This is a genomic window from Leisingera sp. ANG59, assembly GCF_013317235.1.
Classification (GTDB): domain Bacteria; phylum Pseudomonadota; class Alphaproteobacteria; order Rhodobacterales; family Rhodobacteraceae; genus Leisingera.
On record NZ_WLCM01000018.1, the window covers coordinates 21,896 to 36,853 of the forward strand.

Here is a 14,958-nt window from a genome sequence, read left to right on the forward strand (position 1 = left end):
TCCTAATGCCGGTTTCAACGTGTGGCGCCCCCGTATGTAGGGGACAAGCGAACCATGCGCAAATGCCCGCCGGTCCTGGTGTCACTCGTGGGGGCAAACCAAACGAGTTTGCCCCCACGGGCGTAACACGCTGGTGGGGGGCGATCCCTGGCACGGGCAGGGACCGGAAGACTCACTGCTTCCGGATGTTTGGGCAGGCGTTACGCGGATTGGGGGCCGGAGTCAACCTTTGCGGCTTCCAGCCAGTCATTGACGCGGTTTGCTGTTTCAATATGTGCAGAGGAAGTGCCGGGGCGAGAGATCAGCGGGCGGAAGAAGTAGCCTTCATCCGATTTGATCAGAAGAGTCGGCTGGTATTCCGGTTTGCCCGTTTCCGATGCGGCAATGTCGAGGGTGTAGGTTTCTACCGCTGCCAATGGGACCTTCAGTTCATCGAATTGGAAAGCTGTCTTTCTGCGATGGGTCATTTGATTATTTTGCCGGTCGAATATCAGCTGGCTTCGATCCAGGCTCAATACTGCCAGTCCGAGCAAAACAACCGTTCCCGCTGCCAGTATCGCAGCAATGGAGATATCTCCGTGCCAAACCCACCTCAGACAGTAATAGGCTGGGACCAGTGCAACTATGCTCGTCACAACTGGCGCCAGCCAGTCTTGATACTCCAAAATCAATTGATCTGGTGTTTCACGGGTGATCTGCATCTGTGGGTGTGCCTTGCTTGGCGGAGGGGGAGTCGCTCAGGAGATTTCGGAGGCAATGCGGTCTGGGATCAGTAGTTCCGACAACCGCGGGAGTTTCAAATTGAAATACTTGGGAGGAACGGGATTGCGCAGATGCCTGGCTGTTACTGACAGTATTCCTGCTCTTGTTCGCTAGCAGGTAACCATGCGTTGATCGCTTCACTCAGCCGCTGGGGGCCGCGGCCGCTGGTGTAGGCCTCCACCACCGGGTGGCGGCCAACGCTCATGCCGCCGTCCAGCACCAGCACGGGGCGGTAGAGCGTGCGGGGGCCGTCCTCGCTGCGGCTGGTGGTGCTTTCCACCTCGGCGTGGGAGAGATCGGCGAGGCGGTGCTCTACCTGGCTGTAGCCGAACACCGACTGGCGCCGGATCACGATGCTGCCACCGGGGCGGTCGAGGATCACCTGCACCCGGCGCACGAAAAGGCAGAAGGCCAGCGTGCCCATGCCGCCGCCTGCCAGGGTGCAAAGGAGGCCGGGCCAGATCAGGTCGCCGCCCTGGCTGAGCATGCCGAGGCCTGTGGCTGCAAAGGTCAGGATGAAAAAGACGAGCATGATGCCGATCAGCCAGGGCGTATCTGCGAGGATCAGCTGTTCAGGCGTGTTGCGGGTGATTTTCATGCGGGCAGCTTACCTTGGGGAATGCGGCCCTTCAGGGGAATTTGGCGGGCTTTGCATCAGATATGCGCGCAAGCCGGCGCTTATACGTCCTCTGCGTGCTTGACTCGAAGGGGGGCGCTTGGCCAACATCACACGGTGGCCCAACGTAAATCACTCACCGGACGGGCCGGCTCGAATGAGCCGCGAGGCAGATCTTTAGCACAGGCAATTCACGCGAACCGCAAGGTCCGCGCACCTTGGCGGGCAGCCGCATCAGCTAAGGGAGGATCTGAGAACATGCGCGTTTTCACTATTCTGGGACCGTCGCAGTCCGGCAAATCAACTCTGGCCTCGGCGCTGGCCAATCTGGACAGTGCCGCGGGCAAGAGGCAGGAGGTTGCAGGCGTCGCCGCTTTGCAGCCTTTTTCATTTATGGGCGAGGACTGGGCTGCGATCGACATCGCGGGCGGGGCCGACAATCTGGCGCAGGCGGGGCCGGCCTTGGCCGCCAGTGACGCTGCTGTCCTCTGCGTTCCGGCTGACGCCGGCGCTGCGGTGCTGAGCGCGCCGTATCTGCGCAAGCTGGAGGAGGCGGGCATCCCCGCCTTTATTTTTGTCAACCGCATGGACCAGGCGGCGGACCGGGTGGCGGAGATCGTTGCCGCGCTTCAGGCCTATTGCAGCCACAACATCATCCTGCGGCAGGTGCCGATCCGCGAGGATGGCCAGGTTGTGGGTGCTGTGGATCTGATTTCCGAACGCGCCTGGCAGTATCAGGAGGGCAAGCCCTCGGCGCTGATCGAGCTGCCGGTGGCGATGTACGCGCGTGAGCAGGAGGCCCGCACCGAGCTTTTGGAGGCGCTGGCGGATTTTGACGACACGCTGCTGGAGGAGCTGATCGAGGATCAGAAAGTGATGGCGGAGGAGGCCTATGAGGTGGCCACCAAGGTATTGCAGCACAACGACCTGATTCCGGCGCTGCTGGGGTCCGCGGAGCACAAGAACGGGATCATGCGGCTGATGAAATCACTGCGCCACGAGGCGCCGGATGTGGGCGCTGCGCTGGAGCGGCTGTCGCAGAGCGGCAAGGTGGTCGCGGTCGGCTGCATGGCGGATCTGGTGAAGCATCTGGGCAAGACAGTGCTGGTGCGGGCGCTGGACGGCAGTGTTGGCAATGGCACCCCGGTCGGGGGCGCGGCCCTGGGGTCGCTGACCGGTGTCGGATCGGCCGCAAACACCAGCCTGACGCCCGGGGACATGGGGCAAGCGGTGAAGTCGGACCATCTGAACCTCGGCTTTGCCTATGGCCGCGATGGCGCGGCGCCGCTGCCGGACTGGGCGCAGCCGCGGCCCTCGACCTTCCGTCGGGTGATCACTCCGGTGCATGAGAAGGACGACGCCCGGCTGTCGGGCGCTCTGGAGCGGCTGGCGGAAATCGACCCGGCGCTGGTGGTGGGGCAGGACGAGGCCAGCGGCCATGTGTTGCTGAACCTGCAGGGGCCGCTGCACATGCGCCGGATCAAGCAGGCGCTGAAGGATGAATTCGGCGTCGAGGTGGAGGAGGCGCCGGTGCCGCCGGCGCTGCGCGAGACCATCAAGAAACCGGTGCAGGTGCATCACCGCCACCGCAAGCAGTCCGGCGGGGCCGGGCAGTTTGCCGATGTGGTTATAGAGGTGAAACCCTTGCCGCGCGGCAGCGGGTTCGTGTTCGAAGAAACGGTGAAGGGCGGCGCGGTGCCCAAGAACTATATCCCCTCGGTCGAGGCGGGCGCGCGCGAAGCGCTGGCGCAGGGGCCGAACGGGCATCCGGTGGTGGATGTTTGCGTGACGCTGAAGGACGGCAAGCACCATTCGGTCGACAGTTCCGACTATGCGTTCCGCACCGCGGGCAAGAACGCGGTCAAGGAGGCGCTGGGCGAGGCCGGGCTGACCCTGCTGCAGCCGATCATGCGGGTGCATATCCATGTGCCGTCGGTGTTCACCGGCGGGCTGGTGCCGGTGGTGAGCGGCATGAAGGGACAGATCCTGGGCTTTGAGGCGGAAGAGGGCGCCGCGGGCTGGGACGTGTTCGAGACGCTCTTGCCGATGTCGGCGCAGGACGATCTGTGCAGCACCCTGGCCAGCGCCACCCGCGGCACCGGATGGTTCAGCACCGATTTCGACCACTACGAGGAGGCGCGAAGAGCGGATTTCGCCGAGGCGTAAAGGCGAGCTGGCGCAAATCGGGGCGCAGGGGGCGGAACAGCTCTTGCGCCCCGCAGCCGTTTTCTGCGATCTGCGCAGCAACTCGACACTGGCTTGCGGAGTAAGATCATGGATGCGTCATCGGCCTATCAGGACAGCCTGCCCGTCTCCTCGGATGCGCTGCTGAAGCAGCTGGACGATTGGGGGATTGCCTACCGGCTGCACACCCATGTGCCGCTGCGAACTGTGGAGGACGCCAAGGGCGTCGAGGCGCAGTTCATGGTGCCGGGCGAAAACGCGCTGCGGCTGAAGAACCTGTACCTGCGGGACAAGAAGAAGCGGAATTATCTGGTGACGCTGCAGCAGGACCGGGAGATCGACCTGAAAGGACTGGGTGCGGAGATCGGCGCAGGCAACCTGTCGTTCGGCTCGGCGGACCGGCTGCTGGAGAACCTGGGCATCCGGCCCGGCGCGGTCAGCCCGCTGGCGATGATCACCGGCGCGGAGAAGGGCGTGACCTTCTTTATGGACGCGCAGGCGCAGGAGGCGGACGTGATCTATATGCATCCGCTGGTCAATGACCGCACCGTGGCGATGAAGCGAGATGATGTGATGGCGTTCTTCGAGAAGACTGGCGTCGAGGTGAACTGGGTCTAACCCGCCTTTTCCTCCGCCAGCGCCAGATCCAGCGCGGCGGCCACATGGGCGGCGGAGGGGTTCACGAACAGGAAACCGCCGGCCTCGAAGCTGACGTCGTCGATATGGCCGGGGAAGGCCAGCGGCAGCTCGGTGCAGGCCAGCAGGACGGCGGTGCCGGGTTTGGCGTGTTTCGTGCAGAAGTGAAGCAGGCGGGCTTGCGCGCCACTGGACGCGCCGCCGTAGAAATCCTCGTCGATCATGGCCTGCATTTCGGCGATCTCAGCCTCCGGCAGGGGATCGTTGGCGTTGACACCGTGTTCAGCCAGCACATTGGCATAGTTGCGGGCCTGCATGGTGACCGCCGTGCCCAGCACCAGCGCCTGGGCGGCGCCGGTTGCGGCGGTGGCCCTGGCGGTGGCGTCGAAGATGCTGAGGACCGGCATCATCACGCCCTCCTGTATCGCATGCAGCCGCGCGTGCGGGGTGTTGGAGGCGATCAGGGCGAAATCGCAGCCGGCGCGCTCCAGCGTCAGCATCGCCTCGCGGAAGACGGCATCAAAAGCGGCCCAGCTGGCCTCATCCCCCGGGCGGCCGCGCAAGGCGCGGGTCTGCGCCTGCACCACGGATTCGATGGTGATCGGCGGCACCGGCAGCGGCGAGCTGGCGCCGCGGTCCGCAAAGAACCGTCCGGCGCCTTCGCAGATGGCGCGGTAGTAATCGAGGGTGGAGGCCCAGCCGACACCGCCGAGAATGCCGATCTTCTTCATGGGAATGCCTGTGCTTTGAAATGCGGGTGCGGCCAGAGTGGCACAGGCCCGGCCGCGCTGCCAAACGTAAAAGACCGCCAGCCCGGGCAGGGCTGGCGGCAGGAGCGCGGGGCGGTGCAGGGGGATCAGGCCGCCAGCGCTTGGATCTGGGTCTGGGCCTTGGCCAGGGCACCCTCGGCGTCGATCGACATGGCGTCTGCGGCCACAATCTCAACCTCGGTGATGCCGATGAAGCCCAGCACGTGGCGCAGGTAGGTGGTGGCAAAGTCGATGTCGGACCCCGCCTGGGTGCCGCCGGAGGCCACCGCGACGATGGCGCGTTTGCCTTCCAGCAGGCCGATGGGGCCGGATTCCGTGTAGCGGAAAGTGACGCCGACGCGGGCCACCAGGTCGATCCAGGCCTTCAGCGTGGAGGGCACCGAGAAGTTGTAGATCGGCGCGCCGATCACGATGGTGTCGGCCTGCTTCAGCTCCGCAATCAGCGAGTCGGAGAGGGCGAGCAGCTGTTTCTGCTCGTCGCTGCGCTGGTCCGCCGGGGTGAAGTTGGCGCCGATCCAGGCGCCGTCCAGCAGCGGCAGCGGCGCGGCCAGGTCGCGGCGGACCACATTGCCGGCGCCAAGGCGGCTGACGATCTGTGCGGAGAGGTCCCGGGTCACCGAGCCTTCGGTGCGGGCGGAGGAGTCGATGTGCAGAACGGTGCGGGTCATTTTGATGTTCCTGTGCTTGTTGCTGACAGGAATTTGGGTTATTGCATTTGTGAACGCAACGCTGCAAAAGTAACACCAATTGTGCGCATGTGCGCATGTCGCGCGGATTGGCAAGGAGGCAGCCATGGACAATTGGGATGAGGTGCGCACCGCCTATCAGGTGGCCCGGATGGGCACGGTCAGCGGTGCTGCAGAGGTGCTGGGCGTGCACCATGCCACGGTGATCCGCCATATTGACGCCATCGAGGCGCGGCTGGGCGTGAAGCTGTTCCAGCGTCACGCCCGCGGCTACACGCCGACAGAGGCCGGCCAGGATCTTCTCAGGGTGGCGCAGGCGACCGATGATCAGTTCAGCCAGCTGGTCGGCCGCCTGAAGGGGCAGGGCGACGATGTCTCGGGCGAGCTGGTGGTGACCTCGCTGGCGTCTTTTGCGCCGATGATGGTGCCGGCGCTGAAGGAGTTTCAGGACGTGCACCCGGGGCTGATCATCCGTTACCTGACCGGCGACCGGCTGTTCCGGCTGGAGTACGGTGAGGCCCATGTGGCAATCCGTGCAGGCAATGCGCCGGACCAGCCGGACAATGTGGTGCAGCCCTTCATGAAGCAGCAGATCGGGCTGTATGCGTCCAAGGAGTACGTGGGGAAATACGGCGTGCTGAAGGGGGTGGAGGACATGGCCAACCACCGTTTCATCGGCAATGACGATGAAAACAGCCGTGCGCCGTTTTCGCGCTGGCTGCGGGCCAATGCGCCGGCCGAGGCGATCTCCTTCCGCTGCTCCAACGGGTTCACGATGCAGCATGCGGTGCGCAGCGGCGCGGGCATCGGCTTCATGGCGGCCTGGGAAGCGCGGCAGCAGCCGGATCTGGTGGAGATGATGGCGCCGGACGAGGAATGGTCGGGCACCCTGTGGCTGGTGACCCATGTGGATCTGCACCGCACAACCAAGGTGCAGACCTTCCTGAAATTCCTGAAGGAACAGGCAAAGGACTGGCAGCTGTGAACGAGGCACTGCGCGGGCATCTGGCGATGCTGCTGTTTTCGGCACTGGTGGCGGGATCGTTCTCGCTGGGCGTGATGGTGGCAAATGAGATTGCGCCAGCGGCGCTGAACGCGGCGCGGTTCGGCATCGCCGCGGTGGTGATCGGCGTCGCGGCGCTGGCAACCACCGGGATGCAGCGGGTGCATTTTCAGGCGCCCTGGCGGTTCGCGCTGCTGGGCGGGCTGTTCGGCGGCTATTTCGTGCTGATGTTCTACGGGCTGCAGACTGCGGCGCCGGTCAGTGCCGCGGCGGTGTTCACGCTGGTACCGGTGATGAGCGCGGCCTTTGGCTGGCTGCTGCTGCGGCAGGTGACCACCCGCTGGATGGCGCTGGCGCTGTCAATCGGTGCGGCGGGCGCGGTCTGGGTGATCGTGCGCGGCGACCTGCAGGCGCTGGCGGCGTTCCAGATCGGCCAGGGGGAGATCATCTATTTCTGGGGCTGCCTGCTGCATGCCATTTACACGCCGATGGTGCGCAAGCTGAACCGCGGGGAGCCTGCGGTGGTGTTCACCTTCGGGATGCTGCTGGCGGGCGGCGCGCTGCTGGCGGCGTTCGGCTGGCAGGATATACTGGCCACCGATTGGATGCGGCTGCCGGGCATTGTCTGGATCGGTCTGGTCTACCTCGCGGTCTTTGCCAGCTCTGCCACCTTTGTGCTGCTGCAATACGCCACCCTGCGGCTGCCCTCGGCCAAGGTGATGGCTTATACCTACCTGACCCCCAGCTGGGTGATCCTGTGGGAGATCGCGCTGGGCCGCGGCGCGCCGCCGGGCATGGTGCTGGTCGGGGTGGTGATGTCGGTGGCCGCGCTGGTGATGCTGCTGGAAGGCGACGCCAAGCCGGTGCGCGCCTGAGTACCGCCCCGCGCACTTGCGGCAAATCAACCGGAAACCCATCTTTTCCGCTATACTGGTTCCGAGGGACGCGTCAGGAGAAGGAGGGAAAGATGTTCAAGCATATCATGGTGCCCGTCGACCTGCACATGCCCCCGGCGGTCAAGAAGGCCCTGAATGTGGCGGCGGATTTTGCCAAGAACCACGATTCGCGGGTGACGCTGGTGCACGTGACGGATCAGCAGGTCGAAGGCGCGCATACCCTGGGGCCGTCCGGCGAGGAGCTGGCAGCACTTGCCAGCGAGATGGCAGAGAGCAGCGGCGCAAGGGTTCAAGCGCTGCCGATCCATTCCGTGGACGTCGGATCAGAGATCGACTCCATCCTGGCACGGACCGCGAAGGAGCTGGAGGTGGACCTGATCGTGATCGCGACGCATATGCCCGGTATCCTGGACTATGTGTTTTCATCCCACGCCAGCCACCTGGTGCTGCATTCCGAAATTTCGGTGTTCGTCGTCCGCTAGGGTTCGGTCCTTAGGGTTCGGACGGGGTATCCTCTGACAGGTGCTCCGCCTCCAGGAAACGTTCGAAAGCATCCAGGTTCACCGGCTCGAACTGGCCGAAGCCCTGCATCCAGACAGAGGCTGCCCGCATCGCGTCGGGCTGCAGCTTGCACCATTTGACCCGGCCGCGCTTTTCCTGCGCGATGAGGCCCGCACGGGTCAGGATGGTCAGGTGCTTGGATATGGCCGCCAGCGACATCTCGAACGGCTCTGCCACGTCGGTCACGGCCATGTCGTCCTCGAGCAGCATGGTCAGGATCGCCCGGCGGGTCGGGTCGGCCAAGGCCGCAAAGACGGTGTCTAGGGTGTCGCTCATGCCTCCACTCCTATCCACAGCCCGGGGATTTGACAATCTGTCCCGAGCCGTCATGGTAGCGCCTTTCAGGCGCGGAGATTGATGGCATGGCATTGAAGTACTGGCTGGTGATTTTCATCCTCGGCATCGGCTGGGGCATGTCGTTCATGTTCAATGCCATCCTGCTGCGCGAGCTGGGGCCGCTGTCGGTTTCCATGGGGCGGGTCGGGTTCGGCGCGCTGGGCTGCTGGATCTATGTTCTGGCGGCGCGGAAGAAGGTGCCTGCAGGCGCTGGGCGCTGGCTGGCTCTGTTCGGGTTCGGCGCGCTCAGCTATGCCGGCCCCTTTGCCTTTTATGCGCTGGGACAGCAGCATATAGCCAGCGGCGTGGCGGGCATCGTCAACGCGACCACGCCGGCGCTGGCGGTGGTGGTCTCGCATTTCTGGCCCGGCGGCGAGCGGGCGACGGTGCTGAAATCGCTGGGGGTGATCTGCGGGTTCCTGGGCATTGTGCTGTTGTCGCTGCCATTGCTGCAGGGCGGTCAACCGTCGGAGGTCTGGGCGGTGCTGATCACCCTGTGCGCGCCGCTGTGTTATGCCTTCTCGGTCAATATAGCCCGCAGCTTCCGGGACATGGAGCCGGTGGTGCTGGTGGCGATTGCGCTGACTGGGTCAACCGCGGCAATCGCGCCGCTGGCGCTGTGGAGCGAAGGGCTGCCGGTGATCACCAGGGCAGAGACCTGGGCGTCGCTGCTGGTGATCGGCTTTGTGCTAACTTCGGCGGCCTTCATTGCCTTCTACTGGGTGCTGCCCAAGGTGGGGCCGACCAACATTACCATGCCGACACTGATCGCGCCGGTCTCGGCCCTGTTTCTGGGAACGTACATTCTGGGCGAGACGCTGCTGGCGGAGCATCTGTGGGGCATGGCGGCGATCCTGCTGGGGCTGTTGCTGATCGACGGGCGGATCGTGCCCTGGCGGCTGGCAAAGCGGCCTGTCCGCTAAAATCAACCTTTCGGTTGAATATGGATTCCGGACAGGTTTGGCGCTAACTGCGGCCGCGGCAGAGCGGCGCGGTGCGCGCAGACTGGGGTGAGTTCGTTATAAAACAACATGTTAGGCGCAATCTGAATCTTCAATCCTTGTAATTGACTCCTAAGCCCCGTGGCCTTAGCACCCTGGATAGAAATTCGCGTGAGGATGGCGCCCGTGACCGATGACGACCAAAAGCAGCGCATGGCGCAGCTGGAGGAGAAATTGGCGGCGGCGCGTAAGGCCCAGGAGCCCAAGCCGCGCGCGGATGAGCATTATTCCCTGGCCAATCAGGCCTGGCGGATGGTGATCGAATTGGTGGCCGGTCTCGCGATCGGCTTTGGCATCGGATACGGGCTGGACCACCTGTTTGGAACCCTGCCCATCTTCATGGTGCTGTTCATAATGCTGGGCCTGGCGGCTGGGGTGAAGACGATGCTTCGCACCGCGCAGGAGATCCAGGAACAGAAACTGGCCGATGAGGCCGACAAAAATGCGCAAGACCGGGACTGATCCGACGGGATCGGCGACCGGCGACAGGAGAAGCGGACCGATGGGCAAAATTTTCTTTTACGCAGCTCTGGCACTGGTGGTCGTGTCGGGTCTGATTTTCGCTCCGGCGGAAGCGAAGCTGGCGATCCACCCGATGGATCAGTTCCAGGTGAGCGCGCTGTTCGGCGATCATATCTCCTGGTACACCCCGACCAACGTCACCCTGTGGATGGCACTGGCCGTTGCTGCCGTGTTCGCGCTGCTGGTTCTGGGCTCTTCGCGCCGCGCTATCGTGCCGGGCCGCGCCCAGTCGGTTGCGGAACTGGCTTATGGTTTCATCTACAAGATGGTTGAGGATGTGGCCGGCAAGGACGGCGTCAAGTTCTTCCCCTACATCATGACCCTGTTCATGTTCATCGTGATGGCCAACTTTCTGGGCCTGATCCCGGGCTCCTTCACCACCACCTCGCACATCGCGGTGACCGCGGTTCTGGCGGCGCTGGTGTTTGTGACCGTGACCGTGGTTGGCTTCGTCAAGAACGGTGTTGGCTTCCTGGGCCTGTTCTGGGTGTCGAGCGCGCCGCTGGCGCTCCGCCCGGTCCTGGCCATCATCGAACTGATTTCCTACTTCGTGCGCCCCGTCAGCCACTCCATCCGTCTTGCCGGTAACGTGATGGCGGGCCACGCGGTTCTGAAAGTGTTCGCAGGCTTTGCCGCAGCACTGGGCATGTTCAGCTTCCTGCCGATCTTTGCCATCACCGCAGTTTACGCACTCGAAGTTCTGGTGGCCTTCATCCAGGCCTACGTCTTCACCATCCTGACCTGCGTGTACCTGAAGGATGCACTGCACCCGAGCCACTAAGGCCAGGATCTGAAAGCTTACCGGGCGGCGCCCTGAGCGGCCCCGCCCACCCTAGAAATCACCACATTCCATCGTAAGGAGAGAAATCATGGAAGGCGATATCGCACAACTCGGTCAGTTCGTTGGCGCAGGCCTGGCAGCAATCGGTTCCGGCGCAGCCGCAATCGGTGTGGGCCACGTGGCTGGCAACTTCCTGGCAGGCGCTCTGCGTAACCCGTCGGCAGCAGCCGGCCAGACCGCAACCCTGTTCATCGGCATCGCGTTTGCAGAAGCACTGGGCATCTTCTCGTTCCTGGTCGCTCTGCTGCTGATGTTCGCCGTCTAAGACCTTAGGAACCTATTTCCTTACGGCCGGGCAGTGCAGATCCTGCGCTGCCCGGTGTAACGGCAAGTTCCTGGGAGGACGACATGGCATCAAATACGCAAGAGGCAGCACACGGCGGCGGGTCCGCAATGCCGCAGCTGGACTTCTCGACCTTCGGGAACCAGATCTTCTGGCTCGTGGTCGCCCTGGTCGTGATCTACCTCATTCTGTCGCGCGTCGCGCTGCCCCGTATCGCTGCGGTGCTGGCCGAGCGTCAGGGGACCATCACCAACGACCTCGCCGCGGCTGAAGACCTGAAAGCCAAGGCTGTCGAGGCCGAAAACGCATATAACAAAGCTCTGGCGGATGCCCGTGCGGAAGCGCAGCGCATCGCTGCCGAGACCCGCGCAGAAATTCAGGCCGGGCTGGATGAGGCCATTGCCAAAGCAGACGAGCAGATCGCTGCCAAGGCCGCCGAATCCGAAAAGGCTATCGCCGAAATCAAGGCTGGCGCGCTGGAAAGCGTGAAGGCCGTGGCCACCGATACCGCAGAAGCGCTGGTTTCTGCTCTGGGCGGTTCGGCAGACAAAGACGCAATTGCCACGGCAGTTGCCGAGCGGACGAAAGGATAAGGACATGCGCAATATTCTCGCTCTTGCCCTGACCTTTGGCGCAGCTTCGCCAGCGTTTGCGGCCGGCGGCGGCATGGACCTGTCCAACACCAACCTGGTTGTTGCGCTGGCGTTCATCCTGTTCATCGGCATCCTGCTGTTTGCCAAGGTGCCGTCGCTGCTGGCTGGCCAGCTCGACAACCGCGCCGAAGGCATCCAGAAGGAACTGGACGAAGCCCGCGCCCTGCGTGAAGAGGCCCAGACCGTTCTGGCGTCTTATGAGCGCAAGCAGCAGGAAGTTCAGGCCCAGGCCGATCAGATCGTGGCTGCCGCCCGTGACGAAGCTGCCCGCGCAGCTGAGCAGGCCAAGGCCGATCTGCAAACCTCCATCGCCCGCCGTCTGGCGGCAGCCGAGGAACAGATCGCTTCGGCAGAAGCTTCGGCTGTGAAGGAAGTGCGCGACCAGGCGATCTCCATCGCTGTTGCCGCTGCGGATCAGGTGATCTCCAAGCAGATGACCGCGACCGAGGCCAATAAGCTGATCGACGCCGCCATCGCGGATGTGGACGCCAAGCTGCACTAAGCTCTGGCGGACGCTGACGAGTTAAAAGAACCCGGTCCGAGTGGCCGGGTTTTTTGCTGTGCTGAGAGAAAAGCCAACTTGGCTATTAGTCCGGTGAGGTGGTGCCGGCTTCGTTTTCCCACCGCCGGAAAAGGACCGCATCTAGACAATCAAGTTTTCCAAGGGGCGCTCCCGAAAAAATGAATTCGATATCAAGGGTATCAAGCGGGTGGCTGAGTCCGGAATCAAAGTTCACTGCGACGATCTCTGCTCTTTCGCGGATAAAGTCTGTTGGTTCCCGGTCCAGGTAGTACCTGAACTTTACATTTGAGCCTTTCCATTGAAGCGCAACCATTCTCATCTCGGGCGAGATTTCCCCGTTTAGGCATTTTACTGCCCAAATGTACGTCTCTTTTTCGACTGCCAAGGCATAACTCCTTTACCCCTTACCGGTCTCATGCTGCAGCCGCTGCTTTGCAACTTCGGCGTTGCGCTCGGCGCGCTGGTGGTCGGTGAGGGCCTGTTTCACATAGTCCAGATGCGCCTCGACCGCGGTGCGGGCTCTTTGCGGGTCGCGGGCCTGCAGGGCGGCGTTGATGGCGCGGTGCTGTTCCAGGAGCGCCTCATAGGTGGTGTGCTGCTGGAACATGATGCGGCGGTTGTAGAACACACCCTCGCGCAACAGGTCGAACATCGAGCGCATCATGTGCAGCATGATCACGTTGTGGCTGGCGTCCATGATGGCGGAGTGGAACTGGGCGTCGAGCTTGGCCGCTTCCTCGGACACGGCGGGATTGCCGGCTGCCTCCATCTTGTCGAAGATCGCCTGGATCACTTGCAGGTCATAGTCCGACCCGAACCGGGCGGCGCGTTCTGCCGCCAGCCCCTCCATGTCGCGGCGGAAGGAGAGGTAGTCGAACACCGCTTCGTCATGGGTGGCGAACAGCTGGATCAAGGCGGGGGAGAAGGCGGAACCCAGGACATCGGCCACAAAGACGCCGGAGCCGGCCTTGGAGGCCAGCAGCCCGCGGGCCTGCAGTTCGCCAATGGCGTCGCGCAAGGAGGGGCGGGAAACACCGAGCCGCTCCGCCAGTTCCCGTTCGGCAGGCAGCCGTTCGCCCGGCGACAGGATGCCGCGCAGGATCAGCTGCTCGATCTGCTTGACGACGGAGGCGGAGAGTTTTTCGGGCTGGACTTTCTGGAAGGGCATTTCGTCGCTCTGGCGGATTGGTCAATTTATATGACCACGCGGGAGGTTCAGCCGCAAGGGCTGGCGGCATCACGAAGGTTGTAACAATAGGTCAGTATTATTGACATTAATTTGCGCCCGCCTACCGTGACCCTAGATCACAAGCCAGACGAGCCAATAAGCCAGGAGCGCCGCGATGCAGTTGGACCAGATCTTTGCTACCCGCAACAGCCGGATGAAGGCGTCGGAAATCCGCGAGCTGCTGAAACTGCTGGACCAGCCGGATATCATCTCCTTTGCCGGCGGAATTCCGGATCCGGCTCTGTTCCCGGCCGATGAGTTTGCAGAGGCCTACAAGGCGGCGCTGAGACCGGAGCGGCAGGCGCAGGCGCTGCAGTATTCAGTGAGCGAGGGCTATCTGCCGCTGCGCCAGTGGATCGTGGCGGAGATGGCGAAGATCGGCATTGTCTGCGAGGCCGAGAACGTGCTGATCACCTCCGGCTCCCAGCAGGCGCTGGATTACCTGGGCAAGCTGTTCCTGTCGCCGGGCGATACCGCACTGGTCGGCTGGCCGACGTACCTGGGTGCGCTGGCGGCCTTCAACGCTTATGAGCCGCGCTATGACCGGCTGTCGCTGAACGGGAACCGCACCGCGGAAAGCTATGCCGAAGGCGCGGCAGAGGCAGGCAGTGCGGTGAAATTCGCCTATCTCTCGCCGGACTTCGCCAATCCAACCGGTGAGACGCTGGACCGCGCCGGGCGGCTGCGGCTGTTGGACATCGCGGACACACTGGACTGTGCGGTCATCGAGGACGCGGCCTATCAGTCGCTGCGCTACGACGGGGAGCCGGTGCCGCCGGTGCTGGCGCTGGAGATTGAGCAGAAGGGCATGATCGAGGACTGCCGGACGATCTATTGCGGCACCTTCAGCAAGACACTGGCGCCGGGTGTGCGGATCGGCTGGGCGGTGGCGGCCAAGCCGGTGATTGCGCAGATGGTGCTGCTGAAACAGGCGGCCGACCTGCATACCTCGTCGATCAACCAGATGGCTGTGCATGGCGTTGCAGAAGCCTGTTTCGATGATCACGTGGAGCAGCTGCGCGCGGTCTATCAGCGCCGCCGGGACGTGATGCTGTCGGCCCTGGAAGAACACATGCCGGAGGGCGTGGACTGGACCCGGCCCGAGGGCGGTATGTTCGTCTGGGTGACCCTGCCGGAAGAAATGGACGGGGCGCAGATGCTGGCGCGCTCGCTGGAGACGGAGCGGGTGGCCTTTGTTCCCGGCCAGGCATTTTTTGCCGATGGCAGCGGGGGCAACACGATCCGGCTGAGCTTCTCCAATTCCAACCACACCGCCATCGGGGAGGGGATTGCCCGGCTGGGGCGGCTGTTGCGGTCCGTCTGAGGCCTGGCCGCCGCAAACTGGGCAAAACACCGCCGGATCTTGCGGGTTATCCACAAGATATGGTGTGGTTTGAGCAGAATTCGCCCCGATTTGGGGGTGCGGAGCGTTGACTCAACGGGTAGGAACCGCTGAA

At 63.5% G+C, this 14,958-nt stretch carries 19 protein-coding genes; 12 read left to right on the forward strand and 7 right to left on the reverse strand.

Annotation, left to right across the window (positions count from 1 at the left end; genetic code table 11):
• Positions 1–200: 200 nt before the first annotated feature.
• Together GKC28_RS15670 and GKC28_RS15675 are read right to left on the reverse strand one after the other, a co-directional pair.
• Positions 201–701 carry a hypothetical protein gene (locus GKC28_RS15670; RefSeq protein ID WP_174147959.1) on the reverse strand — a complete coding sequence of 167 codons (501 nt, stop codon included), beginning with the start codon at positions 699–701 and terminating at the stop codon, positions 201–203.
• A gap of 143 nt (positions 702–844) precedes the next feature.
• Positions 845–1,360 (reverse strand): hypothetical protein, encoded by a 516-nt coding sequence (locus GKC28_RS15675; protein ID WP_174147960.1) that lies wholly within the window; start codon positions 1,358–1,360, stop codon positions 845–847.
• 276 nt (positions 1,361–1,636) lie between these two features.
• Here GKC28_RS15675 and GKC28_RS15680 point away from each other — a divergent pair, with 276 nt between their 5' ends.
• Complete coding sequence (locus GKC28_RS15680) at positions 1,637–3,544, forward strand: elongation factor G (protein ID WP_174147961.1); 1,908 nt, start codon at positions 1,637–1,639, stop codon at positions 3,542–3,544.
• Positions 3,545–3,652: 108 nt separating this feature from the next.
• Complete coding sequence (locus GKC28_RS15685) at positions 3,653–4,180, forward strand: prolyl-tRNA synthetase associated domain-containing protein (protein ID WP_174147962.1); 528 nt, start codon at positions 3,653–3,655, stop codon at positions 4,178–4,180.
• On the opposite strand, the gene GKC28_RS15690 is transcribed toward GKC28_RS15685, so the two are convergent.
• Together GKC28_RS15690 and GKC28_RS15695 are read right to left on the reverse strand one after the other, a co-directional pair.
• Positions 4,177–4,929: an aspartate/glutamate racemase family protein gene (locus tag GKC28_RS15690; protein WP_174147963.1), complete on the reverse strand. Its 753-nt coding sequence runs from the start codon at positions 4,927–4,929 to the stop codon at positions 4,177–4,179. The genes GKC28_RS15685 and GKC28_RS15690 overlap by 4 nt on opposite strands.
• A 125-nt stretch (positions 4,930–5,054) precedes the next feature.
• On the reverse strand, positions 5,055–5,636 hold the full coding sequence (locus GKC28_RS15695) for an FMN-dependent NADH-azoreductase (RefSeq protein ID WP_174147964.1): 582 nt from the start codon (positions 5,634–5,636) through the stop codon (positions 5,055–5,057).
• Positions 5,637–5,760: 124 nt separating this feature from the next.
• On the opposite strand from GKC28_RS15695, the gene GKC28_RS15700 reads away from it, so the two are divergent.
• The 3 genes from GKC28_RS15700 to GKC28_RS15710 all read left to right on the forward strand — a co-directional run bounded on the left by GKC28_RS15700 (position 5,761) and on the right by GKC28_RS15710 (position 8,035).
• Positions 5,761–6,639, forward strand: coding sequence for a LysR family transcriptional regulator (locus tag GKC28_RS15700; RefSeq protein WP_174147965.1), 879 nt, complete (start codon positions 5,761–5,763; stop codon positions 6,637–6,639).
• Positions 6,636–7,532: a DMT family transporter gene (locus GKC28_RS15705; protein WP_368041131.1), complete on the forward strand. Its 897-nt coding sequence runs from the start codon at positions 6,636–6,638 to the stop codon at positions 7,530–7,532. Before GKC28_RS15700 ends, GKC28_RS15705 begins: the two co-directional genes overlap by 4 nt.
• A 92-nt stretch (positions 7,533–7,624) precedes the next feature.
• The gene (locus GKC28_RS15710) at positions 7,625–8,035 is read left to right on the forward strand and encodes a universal stress protein (protein ID WP_174147966.1); all 411 of its coding nucleotides are present in this window, start codon (positions 7,625–7,627) and stop codon (positions 8,033–8,035) included.
• 10 nt (positions 8,036–8,045) lie between these two features.
• Here the strand turns inward: GKC28_RS15710 and GKC28_RS15715 are convergent, their stop codons facing one another.
• On the reverse strand, positions 8,046–8,390 hold the full coding sequence (locus GKC28_RS15715) for a helix-turn-helix transcriptional regulator (protein WP_174147967.1): 345 nt from the start codon (positions 8,388–8,390) through the stop codon (positions 8,046–8,048).
• Between the two features lie 86 nt (positions 8,391–8,476).
• Here GKC28_RS15715 and GKC28_RS15720 point away from each other — a divergent pair, with 86 nt between their 5' ends.
• From GKC28_RS15720 to GKC28_RS15745, 6 genes are all read left to right on the forward strand, one after another.
• On the forward strand, positions 8,477–9,373 hold the full coding sequence (locus GKC28_RS15720) for a DMT family transporter (protein ID WP_174147968.1): 897 nt from the start codon (positions 8,477–8,479) through the stop codon (positions 9,371–9,373).
• A 204-nt stretch (positions 9,374–9,577) separates the two neighbouring features.
• Positions 9,578–9,913 carry an AtpZ/AtpI family protein gene (locus GKC28_RS15725; RefSeq protein WP_174147969.1) on the forward strand — a complete coding sequence of 112 codons (336 nt, stop codon included), beginning with the start codon at positions 9,578–9,580 and terminating at the stop codon, positions 9,911–9,913.
• Between the two features lie 40 nt (positions 9,914–9,953).
• Complete coding sequence (locus GKC28_RS15730; RefSeq protein WP_174147970.1) at positions 9,954–10,754, forward strand: F0F1 ATP synthase subunit A; 801 nt, start codon at positions 9,954–9,956, stop codon at positions 10,752–10,754.
• Positions 10,755–10,842: 88 nt separating this feature from the next.
• A complete protein-coding gene (locus tag GKC28_RS15735; protein ID WP_008553903.1) occupies positions 10,843–11,079 on the forward strand; it encodes a F0F1 ATP synthase subunit C in 237 nt (78 codons plus the stop codon).
• A gap of 83 nt (positions 11,080–11,162) precedes the next feature.
• Positions 11,163–11,690, forward strand: coding sequence for a F0F1 ATP synthase subunit B' (locus GKC28_RS15740; RefSeq protein ID WP_174147971.1), 528 nt, complete (start codon positions 11,163–11,165; stop codon positions 11,688–11,690).
• A 4-nt stretch (positions 11,691–11,694) separates the two neighbouring features.
• Positions 11,695–12,252 (forward strand): F0F1 ATP synthase subunit B, encoded by a 558-nt coding sequence (locus GKC28_RS15745; protein WP_174147972.1) that lies wholly within the window; start codon positions 11,695–11,697, stop codon positions 12,250–12,252.
• A gap of 85 nt (positions 12,253–12,337) precedes the next feature.
• On the opposite strand, the gene GKC28_RS15750 is transcribed toward GKC28_RS15745, so the two are convergent.
• Together GKC28_RS15750 and GKC28_RS15755 are read right to left on the reverse strand one after the other, a co-directional pair.
• Positions 12,338–12,658: a hypothetical protein gene (locus GKC28_RS15750; RefSeq protein WP_174147973.1), complete on the reverse strand. Its 321-nt coding sequence runs from the start codon at positions 12,656–12,658 to the stop codon at positions 12,338–12,340.
• A 12-nt stretch (positions 12,659–12,670) separates the two neighbouring features.
• On the reverse strand, positions 12,671–13,441 hold the full coding sequence (locus tag GKC28_RS15755) for a FadR/GntR family transcriptional regulator (protein ID WP_174147974.1): 771 nt from the start codon (positions 13,439–13,441) through the stop codon (positions 12,671–12,673).
• A gap of 175 nt (positions 13,442–13,616) precedes the next feature.
• Here GKC28_RS15755 and GKC28_RS15760 point away from each other — a divergent pair, with 175 nt between their 5' ends.
• On the forward strand, positions 13,617–14,825 hold the full coding sequence (locus tag GKC28_RS15760) for a PLP-dependent aminotransferase family protein (protein WP_174147975.1): 1,209 nt from the start codon (positions 13,617–13,619) through the stop codon (positions 14,823–14,825).
• The last annotated feature ends 133 nt before the right edge of the window (positions 14,826–14,958 follow it).